Source organism: Clostridium sp. (genome assembly GCF_050717515.1).
Taxonomy (GTDB): Bacteria; Bacillota; Clostridia; order Clostridiales; family Clostridiaceae; genus Clostridium_AD.
The window spans coordinates 99,035-112,249 of sequence record NZ_JBOITL010000027.1 but is presented as its reverse complement, the minus strand read 5'-3'; the positions used below and the strand labels follow the sequence as shown (position 1 = coordinate 112,249).

Sequence of the window (13,215 nt, the reverse complement as noted above, 5' to 3'; positions counted from 1 at the left end):
TTTATAAAGGGCGGGTGGAATATAATGAGAATTTCAGTTGCGATAGATGGACCTGCAGGTGCAGGGAAAAGTACTATTGCTAAAATAATAGGTGAAAAATTCGATCTTATGTATATCAATACAGGATCAATGTATAGAGCAGTTACACTAAAGGCTATGAATGCAAATATATCTGAAAAAAATGTAGATGACCTAGTTAAAACAGTAGAATCTTTAGAAATGCATTTTGAGGAGGACCATTTATTTGTTAACAAGGAAGATTTGACAGATATGATAAGCATGCCAATTATAAGTAACAATGTTTCAAAGTATGCAGCGGTGCCTAAAGTTAGAGAAATTCTTGTTAAATTACAACAAGACATATCTAAAAAATTCAATGTTATTATGGATGGCCGAGATATTGGCACTGTTGTACTTAAGGATGCTACTTTTAAATTTTACTTAACTGCAAGCAGTGAAGAGAGAGCTAAAAGAAGGTACCAAGAACTAATTTCAAAGGATATAGAAGTTGATTATGACACTATTTTAAGTGATATCATAAAAAGGGATTATATTGATACCCATAGAGAAGTTAGTCCACTTAAAAAAGCCGTAGATGCTATAGAAATTGATTCTAATGATTTAGACATTGATGGAGTAGCGCAAAAAATGATTAATTATATTAATTCAAATATTAAAAATATTAATTAGTATTTTGTGAGATATTTTAATCCGACTTTTCTCAAAAACACTGATCTTCTTCTAAAAATCAGTGTTTTGAGGAAAATCGGGTTAATAAGGAGGAGGCAGAATGAAAACCATAACACTTGCAGATTCAGCTGGCTTTTGCTTTGGAGTTAAACGAGCAGTAGAAACGGCTTTAAAAATGAAAGAGAAGTACAAAAGTGAAATCTATACACTAGGACCACTTATTCATAATAACGATGTTGTAGATTTTTTAAAAGGGAATTCAATATTCCCCATAGAACTTGATAATATTGATAGCTTAAAAGAAAATGATACAATCATTATTAGATCTCATGGAGTATCTGAAGAAACGTTAAATGTTTTAAAGAAACACAAGCTTAATATAATAGATGCGACATGTCCTTATGTAGAAAACATTCACAAGAAGGTAAAGAAATACTATGATTTGGGATACAGTATTATTATTGTAGGAGATAAAAATCATCCTGAAGTTATTGGAATCAATGGGTGGTGTAATGATTCGGCTTTAATACTTAAGAGTGGTGACTCCATTTTTAATGTACCCAATAAAGTATGCGTTGTATCTCAGACAACAGAAAGGCAAGCTACTTGGGAAGAGGTATTAACTATGGTTATAAAAACAAGTAAGGAAATAGTGGCGTTCAATACTATTTGTAGTGCAACAGAAGTGCGCCAAAAATCTGCAGAGGAACTTTCAACAAAAGTGGATGCTATGGTAGTGATTGGCGGGTTTAATAGTTCAAACACTACAAAACTTTATGAAATCTGTAAAAAAAATTGTGGAAACACAGTACATGTAGAAAATCTATTAGGTATACCAGACGAATTTATAAAAGATTCGAAATTAAAAAATATAGGGGTCACAGCAGGAGCTTCTACACCAGATTGGATTATTAAAGAAGCAATTACAAAGATTAATTCCCGTAAATAGATTTATAAAATTATAATATTTGATATAAAAATAATATATCATAAAAACGTGTGGCATTATAAATTATGCATACACGTTTTTTATAATTTATTGGACTTTTGAAATTGTGGAAGCCAAAATAGTTTATAAATAAATATCTTATTTACGAATTATTGAATACTAAATAAACTTAATTAATATAATTTAATAGCACTATTATAGGGAGAGAAAAAATTGAAAGGGAATGCAAGGACAGTTGAGCGCTTTAAAATAATTACAAATAAAGAAATGCAGATATTAATAACCGTAATGCATAAGTATAATATCCAGTTAGTAAGTGCAGAAAAAATTAGAGGTGCATACAAAATTACAACAGCTATTGGCAATTTCTGTTTAAAGAAAACAAAACATGGAAGAAATAAAGCTAAGAGTGGTTGCATTTTAACAGAGGAGCTAATATTGAATGGATTTCCCAATATAGCTAAGTATTTTAGAACAAAGGAGGGTGCGTTTTATGTAAGTTATAAAAGTAATATATTTTACTTAACAGAATGGTTAGAAGGCTATGAATGTGATTTAACTAATATTGATGAAGCTGTAAATTGTACAAAGCTCTTATCTGAGTTTCATAATATATCAAATAGAATTGAGCACAACAAAATTCACTTAGGAAAAAATTTAAAGGATTGGCCAAAGCTTTTCTCTAGTAATTTAAATAATCTTGAAAAATTCAAAAAAATAATTATTGGGAAAAGGATAAAAAATGATTTTGATGTGCTTTTTTTAGAGGGAATTGATAACTTCTATGATAGAGGAGTGTCAGCTATTGATATACTGAAAAAGTCACAGTATTACAAATTATCAAAAGTAGCAAATGATAAGAAGACAATATGTCACAATAGCTTTTATTATAAGAATATAATTAAAAAGGAGGGAGAGTATTTCATAACTGACCTTGATGGTATTATGATTGATTTACAAATAAGTGATTTAGGAAGGCTCATTAGGAGATTGATGTTTAAACAATCTTGTGGATGGGATTTTAATTTTGCTAAAGCTCTAATTGAAGCTTATAATTCTATTAATAGATTGTGCAAAGAAGATTTAGAAATAATGTTTGCATTAATAATTTTCCCGCAAAAATTTTGGAAATTAGGACAAAGAAGATATATAGATCAAAAAAAATGGTCAGAGACTAAATATTTTCATAAACTAAACAGAATATTAAGCTACAATGAAAATCAAGAGAAATTTTTTGCTGATTATTTGATTTTTTTACAAGAATATTTATAAAAAATAATAAATTTATTGTAAAAATGTTATTAATAGATTTATAATTAGAAATGTATTATACTTTATAAGTAATCAAATATATTTAAAATAAAAATTAATGGAGTAAAGATAAATGTATAAATCAATAAATCTAACTTTAAAAAACATTAATAAGTTTAGAAAAGTTTCCGAATTTAATAATAATTTTAGTTTGTCAAATAAAGATTTCTTTGAGCTGTACGATAACAGCAATATTATCCAAAGAATGTTTTTAAGGAAAAACGTAAACCTACTATTAGAAAAAAATAATTATATAGGTTATATATGGTTTGAAAAACATAATAAGCGTCACAGTTCAATTAACTCAATTAATGTAATGGGAGATAATAATTTAATTTATTATTATGAAACATTAATTAGTCCACTGAAAAATGATAGTTTAATAACTTATGAATGTGAAGATAATGAAGTAAATATAGATATTTTAAGTAAGCTAGGGTTTAAAAGAGCTAAGGGATTTATGGAACTTGAAAAACCCTGCACAGAATATGTTAGTAGCATCGCGCCTAAGAACATTAATTTTTCTATAGTAGAAAAGGATAAAGATGAAAAAACACGATGTTTATTACAAAATGAGATATTTAACAACGAGGATAGAATTCCCATAAATATACAAGATATTTATTATGATGAAGCACAGGAATATTATTTTGATAAGGGTGCAATATTTATTGAGCTTGGCAAAATACCGATTGGATATGGTCAAATTATAGTTGAAGATAAGATTGCGATAATAGTGAATTTTGGAATTGTAAAAAAATATAGAAAAGAAGGATACGGGAAGCTGCTACTGTGCTATTTGCTAAATATAGCTAAGGAAAATGACTTTTCTAAAGTATCACTTAAGGTAGATTCTAATAATGTTGATGCTTTTAGATTATATAGGTCACTTGGTTTTAATATTAAAAGAGAATTATATACTTGGCAAAAAACTAGACTACAATAATATAAAAGGAGGTAATGATTACCTCCTTTTATATTATTGTCTATCTATTTAATTCCATATATTTTTCAAGAGCTATTCCCAAAATTTCCATAGCTTCTTTTAATGCAGTTGTATTAAGGCAATAGGATAATCTAATTTCATTTATACCTAGCCCCTTAGTTGCATGAAAACCTTCTGCAGGTGTAACCATTACTGTCTTATTATAATTGAAGGATGTTAATAGCTATTTAGTGTGCTTCCTCATACTTCCTTAGAAGCTTAACGAATAACTCAGGAACCTTTTCCATGTTTTCTGGAGTTTCTACGAATGCGATACGCATCTGAGTGCTTCCTGGATTAGCCTGGCCTGGTTTAAGGTCATAGAAACCTTTCATAGGTGCTACCAAAAGAGTTGTTTCTACTCCGCCACAGTCCACAGAACCTTCCTGGGCACAATACATAACAAAGTTGATTGAATCAAATCCTGGTTTTACAACATTTCTAACATCGACTACTGAATATATAGATGAATCAGGGCTAGAAACAATCAGACCAGGGTCCAGTTCTCTCATACCGTTATAGAATTTAAACATGATATTTTTGTAATACTCACGAAGGCCTTTGCACCATCCATCAATCTGCTGCTTACTTTCATGAGCCAGTGCTCCGAAGATATACTGACCTATTACATTGGCGCAAAGATTAGCAGTATATTCAGCTACTGACTGAGTATGGAACTCTTCATTATCAGTGATTAAAGCTCCGATTCTTAAACCGCAGGCACTCCATACCTTTGATGCGGTATCGATGCTTATTCTTCTGCCTTCAATGCCAGGTACATCTGCATCAGTGATTCCCCAAATGCTTACCAGATCACCGTCAACATAAAACAGTCCACGATAAGCTTCATCGCTGATCATCCACATATTATATTTTACGCATATTTTAGCAAGCTCTTTAAGAGTTGCATAGTCGTAGAGCTGTCCTGTAGGATTGTCATAAGGTATTACAAGAAGTGCTCCAGGATTGTGCTTTTTAATGGTTTCTTCAATTTTGTCAAGCTCTGGAAGGCTGAACTTGCCATCAGCGCCTAAATTACGTTTTACTGTAACAGTTTTACGGCCGATTCTTTCTGCAAAAGAAATATAATTTGTATAGGCTGGGTCAATCATCATAAGAGGCTTATCATCAGTGCCTGCATCTCCGCAAACGCCCAGTAATAAAAGTTCCATACCAGAGGATCCGCCATCAGTTACCTGAACGAATAATTTACTAGTATCAAAACCTTGGCACTTTAGAATATTTTTAAATGCATCCTGAGCCTCAGCTACGCCGGCAGTACCTGAATATCTTACAACACCCTTTGCAAATGGACTTTCAGGTGCATCCAATGAAAACATCCTTTTCTGCATAGCAGGATTTGTTGGTAGGGAAACATTTCCAATTGCTACATTAACTAATGCAGGTTTAACTGTGCGCTCATCAAATTTGATTTGACCAAGTCTGACGTCTGATGGCATCCTTTTCTTCAAATGTTCTGACAGTATTGGTTTGTTCATAAAAATACCCCCTAAAAATATAATTATAATTTATAAAATATTACCTTCATATTATATTATATCAGGTTAATTAAATTATTGCTATGATGTTTAATTTATGGTAATTGACTACTAAACCTCTAAAAACGGTGGCAGATGAGTGACAATCTTTATAATTTAATTTTTCCATAACAAAATATAAAGAGGTATCTTAATTAACTAAGATACCTCTTTGTTATAATGCACACTTGCTTTAAACTTTTATTGTTGAAATAAAAAATAGGTGAGTGTTATTATTTATGTCTTTATTAAGATAAAGAATGAAAATGGAACTAAAGGGCCATGGCCCAAAGACTCCCATCCTAAATTTAAACACTACTTAAATTCTCTTATTATGATTTCAACAGGTACATAGGGTACTTTTATATTTACCATATTACTATGGGCACACATATAAAAATAACTTCTATCACCAATACAATCATATTGTAATTTTTTATCTCTCGAATTTTCACTTTTTTTTGCATCATACATATAGAATCACTCCTCTTAGGTAGCTTACCCAAAAGCAGAAAATTAATGTAAAAGCTAAACAAATGAAAATTATAGATAAATATAAAACCACATATTTATGTAATTTTTTTCTATATTACAATACAAAAGCAACTAATAATATTATAATCTACTTGAAACATATATTTCAAGTAAATAAATTAAATGAATAAATATATTGAATTATAAAAAATGACTTTAAAAAAACCTATAAATTATATATAATAGGTAGATAGTAATACTTTTTTTATAAAGGAGAATGCACTAATGAATGAAATACTTAACTATTATATAGAAACATGGGGTTGTCAGATGAATGAGGAGGATTCCGAAAAATTATCCGGCATGCTAATACCTATGGGATATAAAAAAACTAAGGATAAGGAAGCAGCTGACATAATTATTTTCAATACTTGTTGTGTTAGAGAGAATGCAGAGCAAAAGGTTGATGGAAACATAGGAGCTCTAAAGAATATGAAAAAACAGAATCCAAACCTTATAATAGCAGTGACTGGATGTATGATGCAGCAGGAAGGTATGGCTAAACATATAATCACTAAATTTCCATTTGTAGATATTATAATCGGAACACATAATGCTTACAAATTTCCTGAGTACTTAAAAAGAATACAAGGCGGGGAACCTTCTATTGTAGAAATCTGGGATAAAGAAGAAGATATCATCGAAGGAATGCCAATAGACAGGGAAAGTAGTATAAAAGGATTTGTTACTATTATGTATGGTTGCAATAATTTCTGCACTTATTGTATAGTTCCTTATGTAAGAGGAAGAGAGCGAAGTAGAAATCCAGAAGATATTATAAATGAAATAAAAACTTTGGTTTCAGAGGGGTATAAAGAAATAACCGTACTTGGTCAAAATGTTAACTCTTATGGCAAGGGATTAATTCCTGAAATAAATTTTGCGGAGTTACTTAGAAGAATTAACAAGATTGAGGATTTAGAGAGAATAAGATTTATGACATCTCACCCAAAGGATTTATCTATTGAAGTAATAGAAGTAATAGCTGAGTGCGATAAAATTTGTGAACAAGTTCATTTACCAGTACAATCGGGTTCAACTAATCTTTTAAAGAAAATGAATAGACACTACGATAGGCAGCAATATTTGGAATTAGTTAAAAATATAAAAAATATACTACCGAATGTTGGACTCAGTACAGATATTATTGTTGGATTTCCAGGAGAAACAGAAGAAGACTTTGCAGAGACATTAAGTCTTATGGAAGAGGTAAAATTTGATTTAGCATTTATGTACCTTTATTCTAAAAGAAAAGGAACTCCTGCAGATGAAATGCTCGAGCAAGTACCGGATAAAATTAAGCATGAAAGATTTAATAGATTAATCGAAGTTGTTAATAGAACTTCTAAAGAAAAAAATATAGAATATGTAGGAAAAATTGTAGAAGTACTGGTTGAAGGTTTTAGTAAAAATGATAAAAGCAAGTTAACTGGAAGAACAAGAACAGGAAAATTAGTTAACTTTGAAGGCAATTACAAAGCTATTGGAGAGCTGGTATCAGTTCAAATAACCAACGCACATTCTTTCTCACTTATGGGTGAAGAAATATTAGGCGCATAGACAAGCAAGGGGGCATTACAAGTGGCATTAACTCCAATGATGGTACAATATTTTGAGATAAAAGAAACCTGCAAGGACTGTATACTGTTTTTTAGATTAGGTGACTTTTATGAAATGTTTTTTACAGATGCAGAGCTTGCAGCAAAAGAATTAGAGCTGGTGCTTACAGGCCGTGACTGTGGACTAGAAAAAAGGGCACCTATGTGCGGAATTCCATACCATGCAGCTGGTACCTATGTGGGTAGGCTAATTGCTAAAGGATATAAGGTTGCTATATGTGAACAAGTAGAAGATCCAGCAGTGGCAAAGGGCATAGTTAAAAGAGATATAATTAAAATAATTACGCCAGGAACCTATACTGATTCTGGTTTTTTAGAAGAAAGTAAAAATAATTATGTTATGAGTATTTACATTGATAAAAAAACTAATTTCTGTGGACTCTGTTTTTGTGATGTATCAACAGGGGAATTTAGTTGCACGGATACTAAATTAAGCCTTGTTAATATATTAGATGAAATTTCAAAATTTAGTCCAAAAGAAATTATTGTATCAGAGGATATATCAGGCGAGATGCTAAGTGCCATCAAAGAAAGATTTAATGTATCCTATTCATCTTATCCAAATGATTATTTTATAAGGTCAGACTATACTTTAATAAAAAACCAGTTTCATAATTTTAGTGAAAGCACCCTGTCTGAAGCATTACTTAGGAGTACTACAGGACTTCTCAGCTATATTATGGATACTCAAAAAAATTCTCTGTCTCACATAGATACTATAGAATATTATGATATTTTAGATTATGTAAGTTTAGATGCGAATTCTAGAAGGAATTTGGAGCTGACGGAAACACTAAGAGACAAAACTAAGAAAGGTTCGCTGCTTTGGGTATTAGATAGAACCAGTACTGCAATGGGGGCTAGAAGGCTTCGAAAATGGTTAGATCAACCACTAATAAATAAAAGTTTAATAGAAGAAAGATTAGAGTCTGTTTCGGAACTTAAAAATAATATATCCACCCATGAAGATTTAAAAGAGGTACTTACGGATATATATGATATAGAAAGACTTGTAGGAAAAATTTCTTCCAAAAATGTTAATGCAAAAGAACTGATTTCTCTTAAAAATTCTATAGAAAAAATACCAAAGGTTAAGTCCATTTTAGAAGGACTTAATAGCAAATTAATGAGGAAAATATATTTAGGTTTAGATGACTTAAAAGATATATATGATACTTTAGATAAGTCCATTATTGAAAATCCAGCTATTTCTATTAAAGAAGGAAATATTATTAAGGCGGGCTTAAATACTGAAATAGATGAGCTGAGGCTGGCTAAGGCTCACGGTAAGGAATGGATTGCTACCTTAGAAAATGATGAGAAGGGCATAACTGGAATAAGATCCCTAAAAGTAGGGTATAACAGAGTGTTTGGTTATTATATAGAAATAACAAAAGCGAATATTCCATTAATCCCTGAGGGCAGGTATATAAGAAAACAAACACTATCTAATGCAGAAAGATATATTACTCCTGAACTTAAGGAAATGGAAGAAAAGATTTTAGGTGCAGAAGAAAAATTGGTAAATATTGAATACGAGGTATTTACAGGTATTCGGGAAGATATTGAAAAGCATGTTGAAAGAATGAAAAGTACTGCCCAGCTAATATCAGAAATTGATTGTTTAAGCTCTCTTGCTACAATTGCCCTTGAAAATAATTATACAAAACCTGAAATAAATACAAAGGGTCTTTTTAATATTGTGGGGGGAAGACATCCAGTAGTTGAGAAAATGATGCCTACCAATACTTTTATCGAAAATGACACATATATGGATACTGTAGATAATCAACTACTATTAATAACTGGACCTAACATGGCTGGTAAATCCACCTATATGCGTCAAGTGGCCTTAATAACTATTATGGCTCAAATAGGTAGCTTTGTTCCTTGCGCGTCAGCTGATATATCCATATGTGACAAGATATTTACGAGAATAGGAGCTTCAGATGATCTTGCTGCTGGTAAAAGTACCTTTATGGTAGAAATGTGGGAAGTGTCCAATATACTACAAAATGCAACTAATAAAAGTTTAGTTTTACTTGATGAGGTAGGTCGAGGAACTAGTACTTATGATGGACTAAGTATTGCTTGGTCTGTAATTGAGTATATTTGTAAGAATTTAAGCTTGAGGAGTAAAACCTTATTTGCAACCCATTATCATGAGTTAACAAAACTTGAGGGTATGATTAAGGGCGTTAAAAATTATTCTGTAGCTGTAAAGAAAATCCAAAATGAAATTGTGTTTATAAGAAAAATTGTACCTGGGGGAGCTGATAAATCCTATGGTATAGAGGTAGCAAAGCTGGCAGGGCTTCCAAAGGATGTAATTAACAGAGCGAATGAAATTTTAGAAGTACTAGAGAATCTTAATAATACTGAAATTGATTTAATAGATAAGAAAACTTCAAGCAAAAAAACTAATAATAAGAATGAAAAAAAGCTTATTGAAACTGTGGGAGATGAAGTAGCTATAGCTCATGAGCCTAATATAGTGAAAGATGAGGTTGTTCAAATTAATTTTATGGACATAGAGAAGGATAATATATTAAAGGAAATTAAAAACATAAATATCCTTAATCTAACACCAATGGATGGTTTTAATAAGCTATATGAGTTAGTTAATAGAGCCAAGTTGCTATAAAAACAGCTAAGTTGCTATGGAGATAGCGAAGGATGTGAGTTATCATGAGAATCAATGTATTAGAAGTTGAAACTTCCAATAAAATTGCTGCAGGTGAAGTGGTAGAGCGCCCTTCCTCAGTAGTAAAGGAGCTTGTAGAAAATAGCATAGATGCAGGTGCGAAAAATATTATCGTAGAGATTTTTGAGGGTGGCCAAAAAAATATAAAAATAATTGATGACGGCGCTGGAATACATATAGATGATATAGAAAAGGCATTTTTGCCTCATGCTACTAGTAAAATAAAATATGTTGAAGACATCTATAATATACACACCTTAGGTTTTAGAGGAGAGGCATTAGCAAGTATTGCCTCTGTATCTAGAACTACATTAAGCAGTAGAACTAAAGAATCAACGGTGGGCAAAGAAATATCACAGTCCTCAGGGGACATAATATACGTTAAAGAAATAGGATGTAATATTGGTACAACTATAGAAGTTAAGGATCTATTTTTTAATGTTCCGGCAAGACAAAAGTTCTTAAAAACACCTCAAAGAGAAGCCGCTTTAATATCAGATATTTTGGGAAGACTTGCACTTGCTAACAATGAAATTTCTTTTAAGCTAATTAATAATGATAAAAAGGGTTTAACTACCTATAGCTCTACAAATCATTGTGATACCATCAGATACATATATGGCAAAGAGGTTGTAGACAATATTACAAGTTTTGAAAAGTTGGGCGATGTAATGTCCGTTCATGGATATATTGGTAATGCAGAAATAAGTCGCGGAAGTAGAAATAGGCAAAGTATTTTTGTTAATAAAAGGTATGTTAAAAGCAGTTTAATTACCGCAGCGGTAGAAAATGCTTTTAAATCTTTTTTGACTATAAATAAATTTCCTTTTTTTGTTATATTTCTTGATATTTTTCCTGAGTATATAGATATAAATGTTCACCCACAAAAAACTGAAATTAAGTTTCAAGAGGACAAAGCTGTATTCAAGATTGTTTTTGATGCGGTGCATATGGCAATTGCTGATAGTTTGAGAGGCAATTTCACTATAGAAGAAGAGGATAATGAAGATTATGTTGGAAAAGAAGTAGAAAAAAATACTTTGAGAAGTCAAATTTATGATTTTAACAGGATAGTTATAGATGAAAGAGATAAACAGGAATTGGAAAAACAAATTCAAATTCCATTAGATTTTAATTATAAAACAGCAAACAATGAGTGGGATAATTCACATAGTGTAACTACTAATGGATTAGCCAATGAAGATGGGCGTGAAAATATTAAAGAGAACTATGGTATTAATTATGATATGCAAAAGGTGCCCTCAGAAAATAAAATTTCTGAAATCTCAAAGTTTCCTGAGCTTCGAATTATAGGGCAATTTAATAAAACCTATATCCTTGGTGAAGCGTACAATGAGCTTTATTTAATTGATCAACATGCAGCTCATGAAAAAGTACTATTTGAGAAATATAAAATTGAAATTATGAATTCAGAGGTGGTATCCCAGATTTTACTTACGCCAACAGTAATAGAACTTAGCCAAGATGATTACGCACACTACGTTGAAAATGAAGCGGTGTTTAAGAATTCTGGTTTTGATATTATAGAATTTGGTGAAAACACAATAAGTATAAAGGAAGTTCCCATTATACTTGGCATGCCGGATATTAAAAATCTCTTTAATGAGATCTTGGACAATTTAAAAAATATGGGCACGGGTAAAACTGTAGAAATTAAGTATAATCGTATAGCAACCATGGCCTGTAAAGCGGCAGTAAAAGCAAATAATCAGCTATCAGAACTGGAAACAAATAAATTGATTAATGATTTAAGATATATTGATGAACCTTTTACTTGTCCACATGGAAGACCTACAATAATAAAAATAACGCTAAATGAACTAGAAAAAAAATTCAAAAGAATACAATAGAGAAAAGGTGGAAAAATGAAAGATTTATTTATTTTAGCCGGTCCCACAGCTATAGGCAAAACGGAAATTTCTATAAAGCTTGCACAAAGGTTAAATGGAGAGGTTATATCAGCGGATTCAATGCAAATATACAAATATATGGATGTTGGCTCTGCTAAAATTTCAAAAGCTGAGATGAGGGGAGTTTCTCATCATTTAATAGATATAATAGAGCCAAGTGAAGGTTTTAGTGTGGCAGAATTTAAAGAAAAAGCTGAAAGTGCTATTGAAGAAATAACTTGTAAAAATAAACTTCCAATGATAGTTGGTGGAACTGGGTTTTATATAAATTCATTAATATACAATTATAGCTTTGCTGATACTAATAAAGATGAAGAATATAGAGATTACCTTACAGTACTTGCAGATACGAAAGGAAATGAATATGTACATAGCTTGCTTAAGGATATTGATGAGGAATCATACAATAAACTATATCCCAATGATTTAAAAAGGGTTATTAGAGCTTTAGAAGTTTATAAAGTCAGTGGTAAACCCATGAGTGAGTTTAAAGAGGAGCAAAACCTTTTAGATATACCTTATAATGTACATTATTTTGTGCTAAATATGGATAGACAAAAGCTATATAGTAGAATAAATTCTCGTGTAGACATAATGATGAAAAAAAATTTAATTAATGAAGTTATAAAATTAAAAGAAATGGGCTATAATGCAGATATGCAATCAATGAAGGGCATAGGATACAAAGAGATATTATACTACTTAAACCATGAAATATCTTTAAATGAGGCTATAGAAATGATTAAACAAGGAAGCAGAAATTATGCTAAAAGACAGCTTACCTGGTTTAGAAAAGATCCACGAATAAATTGGATTAATAAGGATGATTTTAACAATGATGATGAAATCGTAGAATATATTGTAAGTAAGCTACCTTCTATGAAAAAATTATAAATTACTATATTTTCATAAAATAAAAAGGATTTTTAGGATATTTATAGAATATTCTTAAAA

At 30.8% G+C, this 13,215-nt stretch carries 10 protein-coding genes and 1 pseudogene; 8 read left to right on the top strand and 3 right to left on the bottom strand.

The window, feature by feature from the left end; translation table 11 throughout:
• Window positions 1-24: 24 nt before the first annotated feature.
• From cmk to ACREV6_RS13390, 4 genes and pseudogenes are all read left to right on the top strand, one after another.
• Window positions 25-690 carry a (d)CMP kinase gene (gene cmk / locus ACREV6_RS13405; protein WP_431578538.1) on the top strand — a complete coding sequence of 222 codons (666 nt, stop codon included), beginning with the start codon at window positions 25-27 and terminating at the stop codon, window positions 688-690.
• 100 nt (window positions 691-790) lie between these two features.
• Window positions 791-1,630, top strand: a pseudogene (locus ACREV6_RS13400) (4-hydroxy-3-methylbut-2-enyl diphosphate reductase); the annotation flags it as partial.
• Window positions 1,631-1,852: 222 nt separating this feature from the next.
• On the top strand, window positions 1,853-2,911 hold the full coding sequence (locus tag ACREV6_RS13395) for a CotS family spore coat protein (protein WP_431578537.1): 1,059 nt from the start codon (window positions 1,853-1,855) through the stop codon (window positions 2,909-2,911).
• 112 nt (window positions 2,912-3,023) lie between these two features.
• Window positions 3,024-3,896, top strand: coding sequence for a GNAT family N-acetyltransferase (locus tag ACREV6_RS13390; RefSeq protein ID WP_431578536.1), 873 nt, complete (start codon window positions 3,024-3,026; stop codon window positions 3,894-3,896).
• A gap of 40 nt (window positions 3,897-3,936) precedes the next feature.
• Here ACREV6_RS13390 and ACREV6_RS13385 read toward each other — a convergent pair whose 3' ends face one another.
• From ACREV6_RS13385 to ACREV6_RS13375, 3 genes are all read right to left on the bottom strand, one after another.
• On the bottom strand, window positions 3,937-4,086 hold the full coding sequence (locus ACREV6_RS13385; RefSeq protein WP_431578535.1) for a hypothetical protein: 150 nt from the start codon (window positions 4,084-4,086) through the stop codon (window positions 3,937-3,939).
• A gap of 37 nt (window positions 4,087-4,123) precedes the next feature.
• Complete coding sequence (locus ACREV6_RS13380; RefSeq protein ID WP_431578534.1) at window positions 4,124-5,434, bottom strand: pyridoxal phosphate-dependent aminotransferase; 1,311 nt, start codon at window positions 5,432-5,434, stop codon at window positions 4,124-4,126.
• Between the two features lie 354 nt (window positions 5,435-5,788).
• Complete coding sequence (locus tag ACREV6_RS13375) at window positions 5,789-5,947, bottom strand: hypothetical protein (RefSeq protein WP_431578533.1); 159 nt, start codon at window positions 5,945-5,947, stop codon at window positions 5,789-5,791.
• A gap of 285 nt (window positions 5,948-6,232) precedes the next feature.
• Here ACREV6_RS13375 and miaB point away from each other — a divergent pair, with 285 nt between their 5' ends.
• From miaB to miaA, 4 genes are read left to right on the top strand one after another with little or no spacing between them, the layout of a single operon-like run.
• Window positions 6,233-7,567: a tRNA (N6-isopentenyl adenosine(37)-C2)-methylthiotransferase MiaB gene (miaB, locus tag ACREV6_RS13370; protein ID WP_431578532.1), complete on the top strand. Its 1,335-nt coding sequence runs from the start codon at window positions 6,233-6,235 to the stop codon at window positions 7,565-7,567.
• A gap of 21 nt (window positions 7,568-7,588) precedes the next feature.
• Entirely contained in the window at window positions 7,589-10,270 is a 2,682-nt protein-coding gene (gene mutS, locus ACREV6_RS13365) for a DNA mismatch repair protein MutS (RefSeq protein ID WP_431578531.1), read from the top strand.
• A 44-nt stretch (window positions 10,271-10,314) separates the two neighbouring features.
• Window positions 10,315-12,201 carry a DNA mismatch repair endonuclease MutL gene (mutL, locus tag ACREV6_RS13360; RefSeq protein ID WP_431578530.1) on the top strand — a complete coding sequence of 629 codons (1,887 nt, stop codon included), beginning with the start codon at window positions 10,315-10,317 and terminating at the stop codon, window positions 12,199-12,201.
• Window positions 12,202-12,216: 15 nt separating this feature from the next.
• On the top strand, window positions 12,217-13,155 hold the full coding sequence (gene miaA, locus ACREV6_RS13355; protein ID WP_431578529.1) for a tRNA (adenosine(37)-N6)-dimethylallyltransferase MiaA: 939 nt from the start codon (window positions 12,217-12,219) through the stop codon (window positions 13,153-13,155).
• The last annotated feature ends 60 nt before the right edge of the window (window positions 13,156-13,215 follow it).